Genomic DNA, 17,612 nt, shown 5'->3' with positions numbered 1-17,612 from the left:
ATCAATAAGACAAAGCCGCGGCCGGTGCGGCCTTTTTTCCAAGGGGGTAAAAAAATAGAGCTCCCAATCGGGAAGCTCCATCTGATTATAAAGCCGCTTTTGCTTTGCTGGCCAATTCGGCAAATGCCTGTGCATCGCTGACGGCGAGGTCGGCAAGCATTTTGCGGTTGACTTCAATGCCTGCAAGTTTCAAGCCGTGCATTAAACGGCTGTAGGAAAGGCCGTTGATTCTTGCAGCTGCGTTAATACGAGTGATCCAGAGTTTGCGGAAATCGCGTTTCTTTTGACGGCGGTCGCGATACGCATACATATAGGATTTCATCACTTGCTGGTTGGCAACTTTATATAAAGTATGTTTTGAACCGAAATAACCTTTTGCTAATTTAAGAACTTTTTTACGACGTTTGCGGGTTACTGTACCGCCTTTTACACGTGGCATATTTTTTCCTCCTATTTAAAGCTTCTAAATTCTGTCCGGTCTTACATATTGTCTAACATTTGGCGAATGCGTTTTAAGTCGCTGGATGAGACAAGCGCGGATTTGCGCAGATGACGTTTTTGTTTGGTTAATTTATTTGCGAACAAGTGGCTTCTGTAAGCGTGTGAACGTTTCAATTTGCCTGAGCCTGTTTTCTTAAAACGCTTAGCAGTCCCACGGTGTGTTTTCATTTTTGGCATGGATAAGTCCTCCTTGTGTATCGAACAAATTACTTCTCGTTTTTTGGTGCTAAAACTAAGAACATGCTGCGTCCGTCCATTTTCGGTTTGGATTCGACTGTGCTGACTTCCGCACATGCCTCGGCAAAGCGGTCCAGCACACGCTGGCCGATTTCTTTGTGGGTAATGGCACGGCCTTTGAAGCGGATCGATGCTTTCACCTTATCGCCTTTTTCCAAAAACTTAATGGCATTGCGAAGTTTTGTATTAAAGTCATGTTCTTCAATGGTCGGGCTCAAACGAACCTCTTTCATATTGATGATTTTTTGCTTCTTGCGTGCTTCCCTGTCTTTTTTCTGCAGTTCAAAACGGTATTTGCCGTAGTCCATGATCCGGGCTACCGGCGGTTTTGCGTTCGGCGCTACAAGAACAAGATCCAGGTTTGCACGCCCTGCGATTTCCAATGCTTCGTAACGGGATTTAACCCCCAATTGCTCGCCGTTTTGGCCAATCAGGCGAAGTTCGCGGGCACGAATGCCATCGTTAACCATCATGTCTTTGCTAATAATGAGCCACCTCCAAATTTATTTCAATCACGTGCTCTTTTCATTTAGAGCGCGGTTGAATACATCGTTTGCGAAAAACAACACCCAGTTCATTACCGGAAACGCATAAACAATTGCAAACTAAAAAAGTGCGGGGATCAAAACCCGCACTTACATTCGTATCAATAGCCGTGAATGTTATGATTCAATACCTGGCAACTGCATCAAATGCGCCAACAGGTGAGAAGCGGGCTGCTCCTTCTTTCCACAAACCTATATTCAATTTCACTTTCATTATTATATCACATTTATGCTGACATGTCAATTGACACAGTTCTTGGATGTAATACCGTTTGCACTTTTTAGCTCGACTTTCGTATTCTATCAAAATGGAAGAAGAAATTCAAGTAATTCTTTTAAAAAAGCCAGCCCCCCCGTTCATGGAGGCTGATCTTTTATCAATTTTACCGTTTTACTTCTTCTTTTAAGCCTGCAAGGAATTTTTCAAAAGCGACTGTTTCTGATTTTTGTTCGCCGTATTTGCGGACATTGACGGTATGGTCGCGCACTTCCTGGTCGCCGACAACAAGCGCGTACGGGATTTTCTGCACTTGGGCTTCGCGGATTTTGTACCCCATTTTTTCACCACGGCCGTCCAGTTCCGCGCGGATGCCTTCCGCTTTTAATGTGTCCTGGATGTTGCGCGCATAGTCATAATGCGCATCAGGCGACACCGGAATTACCTGCACTTGGACAGGTGCGAGCCATGTCGGGAATGCGCCTTTGTATTCTTCGATCAGGTAAGCCACAAAACGTTCCATTGTCGAAACAACGCCGCGGTGGATCACAACCGGGCGGTGCGGTTTGCCGTCTTCTCCGACATAAGTCAAATCAAAACGTTCCGGCAGCAAGAAGTCAAGCTGTACGGTCGACAAGGTTTCGTCTTTGCCGAGCGCCGTCCGGACCTGAACATCCAGTTTCGGGCCGTAAAATGCCGCTTCGCCTTCTGCTTCATAGTAATCAAAACCGAAGTCATCCATCGTTTCTTTCAGCATCGACTGTGCTTTGTTCCACATTTCATCATCGTCATAATACTTGTCCGTGTTTTCAGGATCACGGTACGACAAGCGGAATGAATAATCCTTAATGTTAAAATCTTTATAAACAGCCAGGATCAATTCAACCACGCGTTTAAATTCTTCTTTAATTTGATCCGGGCGCACGAAAATATGGGCATCGTTTAACGTCATGCCGCGGACGCGCTGCAGGCCGGAGAGGGCGCCGGACATTTCATAGCGGTGCATCAACCCGAGTTCTGCGATCCTGATCGGAAGTTCGCGGTAGCTGTGGATCGCATTTTTGTAAATCATCATATGGTGCGGGCAGTTCATCGGGCGCAGCACCAGTTCTTCATTGTCCATTTTCATAACCGGGAACATATCATCATGATAGTGGTCCCAGTGGCCGCTTGTTTTGTAGAGTTCCACACTCCCCAAAACAGGCGTATAGACATGGTCATAACCAAGTTTGACTTCCTTATCCACAATATAGCGTTCTATCGTACGGCGGATGGTTGCGCCTTTTGGCAGCCAAAGCGGCAAGCCCTGCCCGACTTTTTGCGAATTTGTAAAGAGTTCCAGTTCTTTGCCGATTTTGCGGTGGTCGCGCTCTTTGGCCTCTTCAAGAAAATGCAGATGGGCCTTTAAGTCTTCTTTCTTAAAGAACGCGGTGCCGTATACGCGCTGCATCATTTTGTTATCGCTGTTGCCGCGCCAGTATGCGCCGGCAATGCTTAACAGTTTGAATTCCTTGATTTTTCCGGTAGACGGCACATGAACGCCGCGGCATAAATCGAAAAATTCGCCCTGCTCGTAAATCGTGACCGTTTCGCCTTCCGGAATCGCGCCGATTAATTCCTGCTTGTACTCATCGCCGGCAAACCGTTTCTTCGCTTCATCGCGGGATACCACTTTACGGACGACTTCCAGATTTTCACTGACAATTTTCTTCATTTCTTTTTCGATTTTCGGCAAATCTTCCGGTGTAATCGAAACGTCTAAATCCATATCATAGTAGAAGCCGTTTTCGATCACCGGGCCGACACCGAGTTTGACATTGCCATATAAGCGCCGTACCGCCTGCGCCATTAAATGCGCTGTACTGTGGCGGAGAATTTCAAGCGCATCTTCATGGTCCGGTGTGACAATCTCGATTGCACCATCCTCTTCAATCGGCGTGCGCAAATCGATTAATTTCCCGTTCAGTTTTCCGGCCAATGCTTTTTTCTTTAAGCCCGGGCTGATTGAAGCAGCAATGCCTTCGGTTGTCGTCCCCTTTGTAAATTCCTTGACTGCGCCGTCAGGGAAGGTTATTTTCAATAGATCTGACATATGTATCACTCCTTAAAAATAATAAAAACCCGTCCTCTAAAGCAAGGGACGAGTTTGATTTACACGCGGTTCCACCCTAATTTCCACGCTCTGAACAAACAGGGCATGGCTCGGTGTTTGATAACGGAATGGTGTCCGCCAGCTGCTACTTTTCGTTCACAGCTGAAGTTCAGAGGCGGTAAGCCTTCAATCGTGCCGGAAAGCTTGCAGCCTGGGCTTTCCTCTCTAAGAGGCCGTAAAGAAAACTATTGTCCTCGTCATCACATTGATTTTTTCATTACATTCGCAATATGTAAGTTATTATAGGAGTTTGCCATGAAAAAATCAAGAGGATGGACGGATTTATTCATTTGCCGCATGATTTCCGGCTGCCTGTGCTTCCCAAAAATGGTCTTTGCTAAGAATGGAGACACGTTCCTCAAATATATTACAAATCGTCCGGATCAGTGCGCTGTCCGGCAAATCCGTGTAAATTTCGATCCGTGCGGGTGAAATCGACAAGAGCGGCGCAATGGTTGTTGAATCAATATACACCGGATGATTGGAAAGCAGCCTGCGGTCTATCAGTTCATCGATTTCGACTTTGCTGATTTCCTCGAACCGCTCATTGTAAAATTTGCTGTACTCCCCGAAACACAGCTTGATCGTTTCTTTTTTCGGTACTTTTTGTTTCAAGTAATCGCGCAAATTTTGAATGAAAACCTGATAATCCTGCTCCATTTTATACTCATCAATCGCAGTGCCGATAAAACGTTCTAAACGGTCAAAATACGATTTTAAGCGGAATGTCATAAACGAGTCGAGCGACAATGCGCCGGGCTTACGGAACAGAGGCCGGACAGCTGAAGAGATGACTTCTGGTTCATTCATTTCCCCAACCAGATCTGTCAATTCCCGTCTTTCCCCGTTCAGCATCTCAATGACAATTTCGAGGATACGGTTTTGTTCTTCTTCCTCTTTAAAATAATATAAATTCTCCAGTTTGTCGCGGATCCACTCGTTTCTTTTTTTCTTCACAATAAAATCAATGACGGCCTGCTGCAGTTCCAATTTACCGTAAGCTGCACCCAGACAGAAATTTTTCTGGTTTTGCAGCCAGACATCCTGAATGTGCAACGATTCCCCTTGTTTTTTTTCTAAGTATTTTTTTACCCAAAAAGCGTCTTCCATATCTTTAAAAATCAATTCCAAATTCCAGCCCCCCTTAATGCGGAAAATACCTCTTTCTGGAAAACAAAATAGAATATAATGTCCGGGAATGCTTTTATCCTATTTATATGGGGGACTTGGACCATTTAGACTAAAAAAAGAGAAGGCACGGCCCCTCTTTTTTTACTGCAGGCGCGGTTTTCAGGCTCTCTGGTTCGGCCCTTCAATCTGAACAGGCGCCGTCAGGTATTTAATGCGTTCCATAATTCTTGCGGCCTTTAATTTTTCCTCTTCACCGCGCTGGGTGTAAGAAAGATGGTATTGCAGTTCATCATAATTAAAATTCGAAGTGAAGAAGGTGGGGAGGTCTTCCTGCATTCTATATTGGAGGATTGGGCCAAGCACTTCATCCCTCGTCCAGCTTGACATCGTTTCAGCGCCAATGTCATCCAGCATCAAAACCGGAACAGATTTAACAGCCTCAAGTTTTTGGCCTGTTGAGTGGTCACTCAGAGACTCCTTCATTTCCCGGAAAAACTCGGGTATATACACGATCATGGATGAAACCTGCTTCATATCGGCAAGCTGATTGGCAATCGCCCCAAGCAGATAGGATTTCCCGACGCCAAATTTTCCGTACAAATATAAACCCTTCATCTTTTTACCGGGCTCGTATTCGCGGACAAACCGGTCAGCCAGCTCAAAGGCAATCATACGGCCGCTATGTTCCAGCGAAAAATCACCGAAAGAGGCCTGCAGAATGCTTTTTGGCATATGCATGCTTTGAATGAATTTGCTTGTTTTGTTTCTTTCATCTTCAAGGATTTTTTTGCGGCATCTTTTATAACGGACTTCAATATTTCCCTGGTGCAGCACCAGTTCCGGCACATATCCTTTCATCATGTTTACGCACTGGGACAAGCTTTCACAGTGGTCGCAATTTTTCTCCTGTGAAAGATATTCATAAAGTTTCATCCAGCTTTTCTCAATCATGTCTTTTGTGATTTCTCCGCGGTGATTGTCAAGAAAGCGCTGAATATCGGGATGCGCGATAATTTCCTGCTTCATCTCTTCGTACCGATGCCGGAACGAAGGGTTGGATGAAAGCTTTCTTAATGTCTCGTTTATATTTTCCATTGCCTTCACCCTTTCTTATATTGCTCACGGATCTGTTCGAGCCGTTTTCTTTTCTCTTCCAGCGATTCCCCGTTTTCTAATGTTGCGGCCGCTGCTTCTGTACCCTTATTTTTTTGTTCTTCCTGTTCAAACCATTCCGGCAGTTTTTCAGTACGAATCGGTTTCCGCCTCGTGTTGCGGCTGTTTTCTTTATTATTCACCCATTGCTTGTACTGGTGGTCTTCCTGAATGGCAAAATCCATGGCTTCTTTTACTGTTTTCAACTTTTTTCTTGCCCAGTGGGAAGCCACTTTTTCCAAATACTTTTTGGATAATTTCATATCTGTTTTAATCAGCACATACTGGATCAGTACATTGGTGACTCCCGGCGTCAACTTTTGGGCAAACATAACGTCTTCAATCGCCTGCAGATCACCCTTGGCCGGTTCACTGCCGCCGGAAATATCCACCAGCACCTGTCTTGGGGATGTATTTTCCAAATACTGGATCAGCTGTTCTTCCTGTGTCTTGCCTTCTGGCTGAGGCCCGGATTTGTAAATGGCAGGCTGAAGGCGGTCAACCAGTTGTGGAAGTTCTTCATGGTGTTCAATCTGGTACCAGTCACGCGCAATTTTTCGCAGCTCGTCCACCGGTATTTCCTGGTCAGGCGTTAGCGCGCTCAGTACAATCTTTTTCATTTCCAATTCATCAATATCGTAAAGAAACGACAATTTCACGATTGCTTCCTTCACTTCAGTCGTGATGGCGCGCTGCGGGATAATAAATTCGCGCAGTCCCGCATAAAGAATGTCAAAATTAAAATGGGGATTCTCTATTTTAATGAGCGGAGCAGAGTCTTTTCCAATATAACGGCTGCCCTCATCCAGCTGGCTGAGCTGCTGCGCTTCCTGATCGTCCAGAACCTCCTGGCTGACTTTTGCGGCATACACATCCTGAAAAGAACGGGTAATCTCATGATACTCGCTCAATTCAACCGCTTTATCTGAAAAGAAATTTTTCAGTCTTAGAAAATGGGTTCTGCCCAATTGGCGGTACAAAAAGACGTTTAATAAGCCGTCTTTAAAAAATACTTCCGGTGCTAAAGGCGGCTGCAGTTCATATATAAACGTCCGGACATCTTCATTGTTTTTTTTCATATAGGTTTTCAAAAGCCCGATGCCTTCCAGCTTTAAACGGGCTTCATAAATATCCGGCAAATTCATCGATAAAAAGTTCATTAAGTGATAATGGTTCCAGTCATCCGACCACAGCCGGTTCACTTCCACTTCATTCCACAGTGTCATGTACAAACTGTAACACTGCGGGCCGATAAGCGGCTGGTACAAAAGCGAGATGACTTTCTGGTCATAGTCCTGCAGCATGCCGTTTATCGACACCTGATAACGATCGGCCGGCTGTACTTCATTCCATATCCGTTTCATAGCGGCACTCCGTTTATGAATTCTTGTTGAGTAATTCCTTTAATTCGTCTAAAAAAACATTTAAATCCTTGAATTGGCGGTAGACAGACGCAAAGCGGACATATGCCACTTCATCGACTTTGGAAAGCCTGTCCATGACCATTTCCCCGATCAAGCTTGATTTTACTTCCGAATATCCCTGGCTGCGGATCTCTTTTTCAATATTCATGGAGATCTTCTCCAGTTCATCCAGGGAAACCGGGCGTTTTTCGCAGGCTTTAATCAGCCCGCGCAAAATTTTATCGCGGTTGAATTCTTCTCTGATTCCTTCTTTTTTCACAACAATCAGCGGCGTTTCTTCCACTTTTTCAAACGTTGTAAAGCGGAATGAGCAGGCTTCGCATTCCCGCCTTCTTCTTATGGAACGCCCCTCATCAACGGGCCGGGAATCAATGACACGTGTATTATTGTTTTGGCACGACGGACATTTCATAATGATAACACTCCGTTCACAAATACATTCTTACCTACATCATATAAAAAAGCGCGGAAATAAACAACTGTAAGCTATTAGCAAATGAATCCACATGAAAAGACGATATGTATTCAAACAAAAGACATTCGCCTAAAGGCTGTGTGGGAATTCATCACGGTTTGAAAACCCTTGTTTCCTTCCCTCGAATCAAAAAAACCCCTGTTTACCCAAACCGTTGAGGCTGCACCAGGCAACCTGTTTCACGGTTTAAATAGACAGGGGTTTTAAGATACAAGCGTTAGGCAATATTCATTTTCTCGGATTGTTGCGCAATTTTGCCAGCTACCAGCCTGGCAAGATCGACAACACGGCAGGAGTAGCCCCATTCATTATCGTACCATGCCAATACCTTCACTTTATTCCCATTCATTACAATCGTCGATAAGCCGTCGACAATCGCGGAATGCGGATTGGTGTTAAAGTCGGATGAGACGAGCGGTTCTGTCGTATAATCTACTATTCCGTGCATTGATCCTTTTGCTGCGGACTGGAATGCCTGATTCACTTCTTCAGCCGTTACGTCCTTCTTTAAATCGGCAACCAAGTCGACCAGTGAGACGTTCGGTGTCGGGACCCGGAGCGCCATGCCGTGCAGCCTGCCTTTCAGCTGCGGCAGCACAAGGCCAAGCGCTTTGGCTGCACCGGTTGTTGTTGGAATAATGGACTGCCCGCATGCGCGTGCACGGCGCAAGTCTTTATGCGGATTGTCAATATTTTTCTGGTCGTTCGTATACGAGTGCACCGTCGTCATCAGCCCGTTCAGGATGCCGAATTGTTCGTCCAGTACTTTGGCAACCGGCGCCAGGCAGTTGGTCGTACAGGATGCATTGGAAATGATGTCATGCCTTTCAATGTCTAAAACGTTTTCATTTACACCCATGACAATCGTAACATCTTCATTTTTCCCGGGCGCTGTCAGCAACACTTTTTTTGCACCGGCCTGCAGATGGAGCGCCGCTTTTTCACGGGCATTAAATTTTCCGGTGGCTTCGATGACCAAATCAATCCCCATTTCCTTCCATGGCAGCTTGAGCGGATCCCGTTCAGCAACCAGCCGGATGCGCTTTTTGTTTACAAATAATGTATCGCCTTCGCCGCGGATCTCCCCGCTAAATGCCCCGTGAATCGTATCATATTTGATTAAATGTGCCAATGTTTCTGCCGGATAGCACGCATTCACCGCCACAATATTCAAACTGTCATCCATCATTGCCTTTCGAAAAACCATCCTGCCAATCCGACCGAATCCGTTAATCGCAATCTTCGTTTTCACCTTCGCACAACTCCTTCAAGTAATAAGTGACATACTTGCCAGCTGTTATTCTAGAAATAGTATATCATATTTCAATGTTTATGTAGTGTTTATTCAACTAATTTCTTTGATTTTTTCATACTAAAAAACCATGATGCAAAGATCATGGTTTAAGGGATCAATTTCCACTGTTCAATGATGTTTTCGAGCTGGCGTTTTGTCATGGCAAGGCTGCCGTTGTTGTCAATGACAGCATCCGCGAGCGCAAGTTTTTCTTTTAACGGCATTTGTGAAGCGATCCGCATAGAGGCTTCGCTTTCATTAAAACCGCTGCGGTTCATTAACCTTTCTAATTGCAATTTTTCATCTGCATACACTAAGATCGTCCGTTCAACCATATAGGTGAGACCGCCCTCGAATAAAAGCGGGATGTCCAAAATGACAGTGTTTTTTCCAGCGGCAACAGCCCGCTCTATTTCGCGCGCCATCCATACCCTTACTTCCGGATGGACAATCCCGTTTAATTGCAGGCGCAGCTTTTGATTACTAAAAATAAGTGCTCCCAGTTTCTTGCGGTCAATGGACCCACTTGCAAGCAAAATCCCCGTACCGAACGTTTCGACTATTTGTTTATAGGCTTGTTCGCCGGGTTCTACCACTTTGCGGGACGCGACATCCGCGTCTACAATGGTGAACCCTTTTTCCTTCAGCATATTGGAAACGGTGCTTTTCCCGCTTGCGATTCCGCCTGTTAATCCAATTCGTTGTGCCATACAAAATTTCCCCGTTTTATGAAATTTTTTCCTGCCGCTTTTGCCGATGTGCTTCTTAATGTGATTTCTTCTGTTTCTGGCAGTGCGGACAGTAATGGGTGCCCCTGCCCGCTGTCACGTTTTTTTCAATGATCGTTCCGCATTTGCGGCAGGGCTCGCCATTTCTGCCGTAGACATAAAGCTCAAGCTGGAACATCCCGGCCTGCCCCTGTGAATTCACATAGGACCGGATCGTGCTGCCACCTTTTTCAACAGCTTCGCGCAGCGTTCCGGCAATTTCTCCGTGGAGAAGGTGTACCTCTTTTTTTGTTAACGAGTTTGCTTTTCTTGCCGGATAGATGCCTGACCTGAAAAGCGCCTCATCCACATAAATATTGCCAAGCCCGGTAACAACCGTTTGATCGAGCAAAACAGCTTTTATATTCCGCTGCGTTTTTTTCAGTTTTGCGGATAAATAGGTTTCGTTAAAAGCTTTAGAGAATGGCTCGGGCCCGAGATGTGAAAGCGGGAGGGAATGCATTTCCTCCCCTTTGGAAAATAAATGCATCGTTCCGAATTTGCGGACATCCTTATATCTTAAGTCTGTTCCATCCGTAAAATGGAAAATGACATGGGTATGCTTCTCAACCGGTTCATCCTGCCCGTAAACCCGGTAACGGCCCTCCATGCGCAAATGCGACACGAGGGCATAACTGTCTGTGTAAAAAATGAGAAACTTGCCGCGCCTTGCAATCGACCGGATTGTCTGGCCGGTCAAAGCGTCCTGGAATTGTTCCGTAATCTCAGGTTTTTTTATGATTTTCGGCCAAAAGACATCCACCTTTGCAATCGTTTTGGATATTACAAGCTGTTCCAGTGTTCTGCGGACGGTTTCTACTTCCGGCAATTCCGGCATGTTTCATTCCTCTTTCCTCATGCTGTTTCCTGTATGTCCCTTTACTTTGCATCAAACCAAGTCGGCCCGTAAGAAGAATCGACTTTAAGCGGGACGTTCAGTTCCAGAGCGTGCTCCATTACGTCTGGAACGATTTCTTGCAATACATCAATTTCTTCCGGCGGCGCTTCAAAAATCAGCTCATCATGGACCTGCAGCAGCATCCGGGTACGCAGGTTTTCCTTTTTCAGCCGTTTTGCCATATCGATCATTGCTTTTTTGATAATATCGGCGGCGCTGCCCTGGATCGGTGTATTCATCGCCGTTCTTTCCGCAAAGCTGCGCAAGTTGAAATTCCGGCTTGAGATTTCCGGAATATAACGCCGCCTTTTTAACAGCGTTGACACATAGCCTTTCTGCTTTGCTTCGCGGACAATTTCATCCATATATTCCTTTACGCGCGGATAGCTCTCGAAATAGCGGTCAATAAATTTGCCGGCTTCTTTGCGGGTGATCCCAAGGTTCTGGGACAGGCCGTAATCGCTGATGCCGTATACAATTCCGAAGTTGACCGCTTTGGCCTGCCTGCGCATATTTGAAGTGACTTCCTCCGCCTTGACATGAAAAACTTCCATTGCGGTTTTTGTATGGATATCCATATCTCCCTGAAACGCTTCAATTAGTTTTTCATCACCGGAAATATGGGCCAAAACCCGCAGTTCTACCTGGGAATAGTCAGATGAAAAAATCACCCAGTCTTTTTCGGACGGAATAAACGCCTGCCGGATTTTGCGGCCTTCTTCCAGGCGGATCGGAATATTTTGCAGGTTCGGATCGGTAGAACTGAGGCGCCCGGTCTGGGTCAATGCCTGATTGAACCGCGTATGCACTTTCCCGTCTGCCTGCACGACCTTCAACAGTCCTTCAATATAAGTCGATTGCAGTTTCCCCAATTGACGGTAGTGGAGGATTTCTTTTACGATGTCATGGGCAGGTTCCAGTTTTTCCAATACATCCGCCGACGTGGAATAACCCGTTTTCGTTTTTTTGATCACCGGAAGCCCGAGTTTTTCGAAAAGAATGACCCCCAGCTGTTTCGGTGAATTGATGTTAAACGTCTCTCCCGCAAGCTCGAATATCTTTTCTTCAATTACATGGAGCTGCTGTTTGAATTCTTCCCCCATTTGTTTTAAGCGGTCAATGTCAACCTTAATGCCGGTTGACTCCATTTCGGCTAAAATCAGAGCCAGCGGCAGTTCCAGGTCGTTGAATAAAGCAAGCTGTTCATTCTCCTTCAATGCTTTTGTGCAAGTTTCTTCGAGGATGTCAATTCCTTCTGCCTTGCGGGTGATATGCTCCGCGTATACGGTTTCCTCCGGCAGTTTCCGTTTTACCCCTTTGCCGTACACCGTTTCATCGGACGGCACATTTTGATAACCGTGCTTGTTGGCAACTGAAGCAAAATCCTCCACTGTATCGGACGGGTTTAACAGGTAGGAGACAAGCAGCAGGTCAAAATCCACGCCCCGCAGTTCAAGCCCGTGCCGCTTTAATGCGACAATGGAACGTTTCGCGTCATACACATGTTTTATTTTTTCTTCGTCTTCCAGCCATTGTTTAAAAGCTTCCGAACCCAGTGCCGCTTCAGCCTTCAGAAAGAAGAGCCCGTTTTTGTTTTTCAGCCCAAAGCCGACAATATTGCCGGTATGGTAATTTTCTTCCAGCATTTCAATGTAGAATGAGGAAACATTTGCAAAGATGTCCGGCGTGATTTTTTCCACAACCGTAAACGGAATGGATTCCATTTCGGCCTGCACTTCTGTTTTTTCCGCACCCATTTTTTCAAGCATGGATTTAAATCCTAATTCTTTAAAAAGCGCCTTTTGCTGATCAGGATGGGGGGCACCGTATACCGCATCTTGCAACGAGACCGTCAGCGGGATGTCGCGGTTGATCGTCGCCAGTTTTTTGCTCATCAGCGCCTGGTCTTTATATGTTTCAAGCTTTTCCTGTAACTTTTGGCCGCTGATCTCATCAATATGGCCCAGCAGCTCCTCTAATACCGGAAACTGCTTCAAAAGCTTGATGGCGGTTTTTTCGCCAATGCCCGGCACGCCCGGGATATTGTCGGATTTATCGCCCATCAGCCCTTTCATATCAATGATCTGCTTCGGCTCAAGCCCGTATTTTTCCTGGAGGTGTTCCGGTGTGTAAGCTTCCATATCGGTGATGCCTTTGCGTGTAATCATCACAGTCGTGTTTGGCGAAACAAGCTGGGTCATATCTTTATCACCCGAGATAATCTTCACGTTATAACCCTCTACTTCCGCCATTTTCGACATCGTCCCGATAATATCGTCCGCTTCATAGTTTTCCAGTTCATAACGTTTGATCCCGTACGCATCGAGCAATTCGCGGAGAAGTGGGAATTGTTCGGAAAGCTCAGGCGGCGTTTTTTGCCGGGTTCCTTTGTATTCTTTAAACGTTTCATGGCGGAATGTCGTTTTGCCTGCATCAAAGGCAACCAGAATATGGGTCGGCTTTTCTTCCTCCAATATTTTTGAAAGCATCATCGTAAAGCCGTACACCGCATTCGTATGGATGCCCTTGTCGTTATTTAAAAGCGGCAAAGCAAAAAATGCCCTGTACGCAATACTGTTTCCATCAATTAAAATGAGTTTTTTCAAAGCAAAAACCTCCTGAAAGAATGGCGCATATCCGTTGATATCCTTTTTCCATTTTAGCATGTTCAGGTGGAAAGGGAAAACAGCAGCGTTCTTCTGCCTGCTGCTTGATCATGAAACGATTATATGTATTCAAACAAAAGACGTTCGCCTAAAGGCGATGCGGGAATTCATCACGGGTTTGAAAACCCGTGTTTCCTTCCCAGAATCAAAAACCCCCAGGCAGCCGCACAGGTTGCCTGGGGGTTCGCTTTCATAAAATTAAACCAATACCTTCATGACATTGCGGACAGAATCCGCGGATTTATCCAAAGCAGCTTTTTCATCAGCGGTAAGGTCAAGCTGGATGACTTTTTCAAGGCCATTGCCGCCTAAAATCGCAGGGACGCCGAGATAGATGCCGTGATAGCCGTATTCGCCTTCAAGATAGGCAACTGCCGGTAAAACACGGCGCTGGTCTTTGACAACAGCTTCGGCCATTTTAACAAGCGCTGCTGCCGGCGCATAATAGGCGCTGCCATTTCCTAACAGGTTGACAATTTCGCCGCCGCCTTTTCTTGTCCGTTCTACGATTGCATCAAGGCGTTCCTTTGGCATTAAATTTTCCAAAGGAATGCCGCCTGCATAGGAATAGCGGACAAGCGGAACCATATCATCCCCATGGCCGCCAAGCACAAAGCCTGTGATGTCTTTTACGGATAAATTCAGTTCCTGCGCGGCAAACGCACGGAATCTTGCGGTATCAAGCACGCCTGATTGGCCGATGACACGGTTTTTCGGAAGTCCCGATTCTTTATAAACCGTGTATGTCATCGCGTCAACCGGGTTTGTCAGAACGATGATCAAGGGGTTTGGCGAGTATTTTACCACTTCATGTGTGACATGCTTCATCACCTTTTGGTTCGTTTGCACAAGGTCATCGCGGCTCATCCCCGGTTTACGGGCAATGCCGGCTGTGATTACAACCACATCGGAATCTTTCGTGTCTTCATAATTGGAGGTGCCAGTGATATTTGCATCAAAACCCTGAACCGGTGAAGCTTCCAGCATATCCAAAGCTTTTCCTTTCACCGGTTTTTCCATCGGCGGAATGTCAACAAGCACAACATCGCCAAGTTCTTTTTGGGCCAGTAAAAAAGCAGTCGTTGCACCTGTGAATCCGCCGCCGATGACTGATATTTTTTTTCGCTTCATCATAAGACCCCCCTTGTCTATTCAGTATGCAAACCGGCTGTCCTTTATCACTGCCGATTTTCAACTAAATATATATCCCATCCGCCGTTTCGTGCCGGGCGCTTATTACTCCGCCATATTTTTAATCAATTCATCCCCGAATTGCGAGCATTTCACTTCTGTAGCCCCATCCATTAAACGTGCAAAGTCATAAGTGACGACTTTTGAAGCAATCGTTTTTTCCATCGACTGGACAATTAATTTAGCCGCTTCATTCCAGCCCAGATGTTCCAGCATCAATACGCCTGACAAAATGACGGATGAAGGGTTGACCTTATCCAGGCCCGCATATTTCGGAGCAGTGCCGTGGGTGGCTTCAAAAATCGCATGGCCGGTTTCATAGTTGATGTTGGCTCCCGGCGCAATGCCGATTCCGCCGACCTGTGCGGCCAAAGCATCGGAAATATAGTCGCCGTTTAAGTTCATGGTCGCAACCACATCAAATTCGCGCGGGCGCGTTAAAATCTGCTGCAGGAAGATATCGGCAATGGAGTCTTTCACAATGATCTTTCCGGCTGCTTCCGCTTCTTTTTGAGCCTGATTTGCCGCTTGGACCCCTTGGGATTCCTTAATGCGGTCGTATTCGGCCCATGTAAATACTTTATCTCCAAATTCTTTTTCCGCCAGTTCATAGCCCCAGTTTTTGAACGCGCCTTCCGTATATTTCATAATGTTACCTTTATGTACAAGCGTAACAGATTTGCGCCCTTCTTTCAGGCAATAGTTAATCGCGGCGCGCACCAGGCGTTTTGTACCTTCTTCCGATACCGGCTTGATGCCAATCCCGGACGTTTCCGGAAAACGGATTTTTTTAACGCCCAATTCATTTTGCAGAAAATCAATGACTTTCTTCACTTCTGGTGTGCCTTCCTGATACTCAATGCCGGCATAAATATCTTCCGTATTCTCGCGGAAAATCACCATATTTGTGTCCTGTGGGCGTTTCACAGGTGAAGGGACACCGTCAAAATAGCGGACCGGGCGCAGGCATACAAATAAGTCCAATTCCTGGCGCAGTGCAACATTCAAGGAACGGATCCCGCCGCCGACAGGTGTGGTTAACGGCCCCTTAATCGCAATTAAATATTCACGGATCGCGTCCAGTGTTTCGGCAGGGAGCCATTCACCGGTTTTGTTAAAAGCCTTTTCACCGGCATATACTTCTTTCCATTCGATCTTTTTTTCCCCTTTGTAGGCTTTTTCCACTGCTGCATCCAGCACACGCTGTGCAGCCGCCCAAATGTCAGGGCCGGTTCCGTCGCCCTCGATAAAAGGGATGATCGGGTTGTTTGGTGTTTTTAATTTGCCGTTTTCAACTGTAATTTTCTCTCCTTGCGCCATAAATACATCTCCTCCAGTTTCAAAATCATCATTTTCTTCTTTGGTTGTTTTAAATGGGTAAAGGAAATGAACCGGCTGCCGCAGGCTTTCCTGCCAACCATTTTTTTAGCCCGCGGCCGGTTCCATTGCATTTCCGGCAGCCGCACGTTTATGAAAAGCCTCCCATCCCCTTTGAGCACTTTTTCAAAAATTCACGGTTCCGGCAAAATAGGTGGCGTTTGATGGCGGGCAGAATACATTAACGTTTTTCAATCGGAATGTATTTCTGCATGCCTGGGCCGACATATTCCGCACGCGGGCGGATGATCCGGTTATTCGAATACTGTTCCAAAATATGGGCCAGCCATCCGGAAACACGGCTGACGGCGAAGATCGGCGTAAATAAATCATGATCGATGCCGAGGCTGTGGTAAACGGAAGCTGAATAAAAATCGACGTTTGCCGGAATGCCTTTTTCGCTTGTGACGATCTGTTCAATTTTAACAGATATATCATAGTATTGCGGCTGGCCGGTTAATTTTGTCAGCTTTTCGGACATTACCTTCAAGTGTTTCGCACGCGGGTCGCCTTTCCGGTAAACCCTGTGGCCAAAGCCCATAATTTTTTCTTTGTTCATGAATTTTTCCTGCAAGTAATCTTCCACTCTATCAACCGAGCCGATTTCTGTCAGCATTTTCATGACCTGTTCGTTTGCTCCGCCGTGCAGCGGCCCTTTTAATGCGCCGATTGCTGCGGTAACGCCGGAATAAATGTCTGAAAGTGTTGCGACACAAACGCGGGCAGTAAAAGTGGACGCATTTAATTCATGGTCCGCGTGCAGAACGAGTGCTTTATTGAATGCTTCCACTTCAATGGCTTCCGGTTCCTTCCCCTTTAACATATACAGGAAATTTTCGGCTATGCCAAGATCTTTTCTTGGCGCAACAGGTTCAAGCCCTTTTCTGACCCTCGCAAAAGCGGCTACAATTGCCGGAATTTTAGCCTGGAGGCGGACAGCTTTCCGCAGGTTTGCTTCACGACTCATCAGGTCTGCTTCATCGTCATACATTGCCAGCGCTGAGACCGCAGTCCTTAATGCAGCCATGGGATGCACTTTTTTAATCGGATACGTTTTAAAACTGTCCAGCACTTCTTTTGGCAGTTCCATATGATCTGCCAGCTGTTGTTTCAACTCATCCAGTTCAACCTGATTTGGCAATTTTTGATGCCATAATAAATAGATCACTTCTTCGAAACTCGCATTTTCCGCCAGATCATCAATGCTGTAGCCGACATATGTAAGCGTATCATCAATGATGGAACTGATTTTAGTATCCCCGGCTACTACCCCTTCAAGACCACGTGTTGCTGTCATTCTTATCTCTCCTTCTCCCACTGGTTTGGTTTTCCCCATCTTAAACGTTGATAAGTTGAATATGGGCTATATCTTGTTTAAACCAAAGATATAATCGGACAGTCCGAAATATATCATTAGAACAGTGCAAGCGATCACATATTTTATTATAATATAATATTTATTTTTGTCTATTTTTTGACGTGAATGTTCTCGCTTACATAACATATTATAAACAAATTTCAAAAACTTTTGTACAAAAAACAGACAAAAATAGTTAGATCTTTTCTACTCCCAGTATAGCGCTTA

15 protein-coding genes and 2 other annotated features are annotated in these 17,612 nt (G+C 45.8%); all 15 genes read right to left on the bottom strand.

What is annotated here, in order from left to right; all coding sequences use genetic code 11:
- Positions 1 to 85: 85 nt before the first annotated feature.
- The 15 genes from rplT to citZ all read right to left on the bottom strand — a co-directional run bounded on the left by rplT (position 86) and on the right by citZ (position 17,324).
- Positions 86 to 439 carry a 50S ribosomal protein L20 gene (gene rplT / locus C232_RS0106555; protein WP_018662562.1) on the bottom strand — a complete coding sequence of 118 codons (354 nt, stop codon included), beginning with the start codon at positions 437 to 439 and terminating at the stop codon, positions 86 to 88.
- Positions 440 to 480: 41 nt separating this feature from the next.
- Entirely contained in the window at positions 481 to 678 is a 198-nt protein-coding gene (rpmI, locus tag C232_RS0106550; protein ID WP_018662559.1) for a 50S ribosomal protein L35, read from the bottom strand.
- A 29-nt stretch (positions 679 to 707) separates the two neighbouring features.
- Positions 708 to 1,226 carry a translation initiation factor IF-3 gene (infC, locus tag C232_RS0106545; RefSeq protein ID WP_081622736.1) on the bottom strand — a complete coding sequence of 173 codons (519 nt, stop codon included), beginning with the start codon at positions 1,224 to 1,226 and terminating at the stop codon, positions 708 to 710.
- A 113-nt stretch (positions 1,227 to 1,339) separates the two neighbouring features.
- Positions 1,340 to 1,472, bottom strand: a sequence feature (ribosomal protein L20 leader region).
- Positions 1,473 to 1,666: 194 nt separating this feature from the next.
- A complete protein-coding gene (gene thrS / locus C232_RS0106540) occupies positions 1,667 to 3,592 on the bottom strand; it encodes a threonine--tRNA ligase (RefSeq protein ID WP_018662555.1) in 1,926 nt (641 codons plus the stop codon).
- Positions 3,593 to 3,633: 41 nt separating this feature from the next.
- Positions 3,634 to 3,862 (bottom strand) — a binding site (T-box leader).
- A gap of 72 nt (positions 3,863 to 3,934) precedes the next feature.
- Entirely contained in the window at positions 3,935 to 4,783 is an 849-nt protein-coding gene (locus C232_RS0106535) for a putative sporulation protein YtxC (RefSeq protein ID WP_018662553.1), read from the bottom strand.
- Between the two features lie 159 nt (positions 4,784 to 4,942).
- Positions 4,943 to 5,878, bottom strand: coding sequence for a primosomal protein DnaI (gene dnaI, locus C232_RS0106530; RefSeq protein ID WP_018662551.1), 936 nt, complete (start codon positions 5,876 to 5,878; stop codon positions 4,943 to 4,945).
- A gap of 5 nt (positions 5,879 to 5,883) precedes the next feature.
- A complete protein-coding gene (locus C232_RS0106525; RefSeq protein ID WP_018662548.1) occupies positions 5,884 to 7,299 on the bottom strand; it encodes a replication initiation and membrane attachment family protein in 1,416 nt (471 codons plus the stop codon).
- A 13-nt stretch (positions 7,300 to 7,312) separates the two neighbouring features.
- Complete coding sequence (gene nrdR, locus C232_RS0106520) at positions 7,313 to 7,771, bottom strand: transcriptional regulator NrdR (protein WP_018662545.1); 459 nt, start codon at positions 7,769 to 7,771, stop codon at positions 7,313 to 7,315.
- 280 nt (positions 7,772 to 8,051) lie between these two features.
- The gene (locus tag C232_RS0106515) at positions 8,052 to 9,086 is read right to left on the bottom strand and encodes a glyceraldehyde-3-phosphate dehydrogenase (RefSeq protein WP_018662543.1); all 1,035 of its coding nucleotides are present in this window, start codon (positions 9,084 to 9,086) and stop codon (positions 8,052 to 8,054) included.
- A 149-nt stretch (positions 9,087 to 9,235) separates the two neighbouring features.
- Positions 9,236 to 9,838 (bottom strand): dephospho-CoA kinase, encoded by a 603-nt coding sequence (coaE, locus tag C232_RS0106510; RefSeq protein ID WP_018662541.1) that lies wholly within the window; start codon positions 9,836 to 9,838, stop codon positions 9,236 to 9,238.
- A gap of 55 nt (positions 9,839 to 9,893) precedes the next feature.
- Positions 9,894 to 10,733: a DNA-formamidopyrimidine glycosylase gene (gene mutM / locus C232_RS0106505; RefSeq protein ID WP_018662540.1), complete on the bottom strand. Its 840-nt coding sequence runs from the start codon at positions 10,731 to 10,733 to the stop codon at positions 9,894 to 9,896.
- A 41-nt stretch (positions 10,734 to 10,774) separates the two neighbouring features.
- A complete protein-coding gene (polA, locus tag C232_RS0106500; protein ID WP_018662538.1) occupies positions 10,775 to 13,399 on the bottom strand; it encodes a DNA polymerase I in 2,625 nt (874 codons plus the stop codon).
- A 258-nt stretch (positions 13,400 to 13,657) separates the two neighbouring features.
- A complete protein-coding gene (gene mdh, locus C232_RS0106495; RefSeq protein WP_040399990.1) occupies positions 13,658 to 14,593 on the bottom strand; it encodes a malate dehydrogenase in 936 nt (311 codons plus the stop codon).
- Positions 14,594 to 14,695: 102 nt separating this feature from the next.
- Positions 14,696 to 15,970 carry an NADP-dependent isocitrate dehydrogenase gene (gene icd, locus C232_RS0106490; protein ID WP_018662534.1) on the bottom strand — a complete coding sequence of 425 codons (1,275 nt, stop codon included), beginning with the start codon at positions 15,968 to 15,970 and terminating at the stop codon, positions 14,696 to 14,698.
- Between the two features lie 238 nt (positions 15,971 to 16,208).
- Complete coding sequence (gene citZ / locus C232_RS0106480; RefSeq protein WP_018662530.1) at positions 16,209 to 17,324, bottom strand: citrate synthase; 1,116 nt, start codon at positions 17,322 to 17,324, stop codon at positions 16,209 to 16,211.
- Between the last annotated feature and the right edge of the window lie 288 nt (positions 17,325 to 17,612).

It is taken from the genome of Heyndrickxia acidiproducens DSM 23148 (assembly GCF_000374345.1).
GTDB classification, from domain to species: Bacteria; Bacillota; Bacilli; order Bacillales; family Bacillaceae_C; genus Weizmannia; species Weizmannia acidiproducens.
The sequence above is the reverse complement of the archived record's forward strand: the minus strand, read 5'-3'. Positions and strand labels throughout refer to the sequence as shown.

Excerpts from the sequence above, each read along its gene's own strand:
- rplT (WP_018662562.1), bottom strand. The coding sequence starts at position 439 with ATGCCACGTGTAAAAGGCGGTACAGTAACCCGCAAACGTCGTAAAAAA.
- rpmI (WP_018662559.1), bottom strand. The coding sequence starts at position 678 with ATGCCAAAAATGAAAACACACCGTGGGACTGCTAAGCGTTTTAAGAAA.
- thrS (WP_018662555.1), bottom strand. The coding sequence starts at position 3,592 with ATGTCAGATCTATTGAAAATAACCTTCCCTGACGGCGCAGTCAAGGAA.
- dnaI (WP_018662551.1), bottom strand. The coding sequence starts at position 5,878 with ATGGAAAATATAAACGAGACATTAAGAAAGCTTTCATCCAACCCTTCG.
- C232_RS0106525 (WP_018662548.1), bottom strand. The coding sequence starts at position 7,299 with ATGAAACGGATATGGAATGAAGTACAGCCGGCCGATCGTTATCAGGTG.
- nrdR (WP_018662545.1), bottom strand. The coding sequence starts at position 7,771 with ATGAAATGTCCGTCGTGCCAAAACAATAATACACGTGTCATTGATTCC.
- coaE (WP_018662541.1), bottom strand. The coding sequence starts at position 9,838 with ATGGCACAACGAATTGGATTAACAGGCGGAATCGCAAGCGGGAAAAGC.
- mutM (WP_018662540.1), bottom strand. The coding sequence starts at position 10,733 with ATGCCGGAATTGCCGGAAGTAGAAACCGTCCGCAGAACACTGGAACAG.
- mdh (WP_040399990.1), bottom strand. The coding sequence starts at position 14,593 with ATGATGAAGCGAAAAAAAATATCAGTCATCGGCGGCGGATTCACAGGT.
- icd (WP_018662534.1), bottom strand. The coding sequence starts at position 15,970 with ATGGCGCAAGGAGAGAAAATTACAGTTGAAAACGGCAAATTAAAAACA.
- citZ (WP_018662530.1), bottom strand. The coding sequence starts at position 17,324 with ATGACAGCAACACGTGGTCTTGAAGGGGTAGTAGCCGGGGATACTAAA.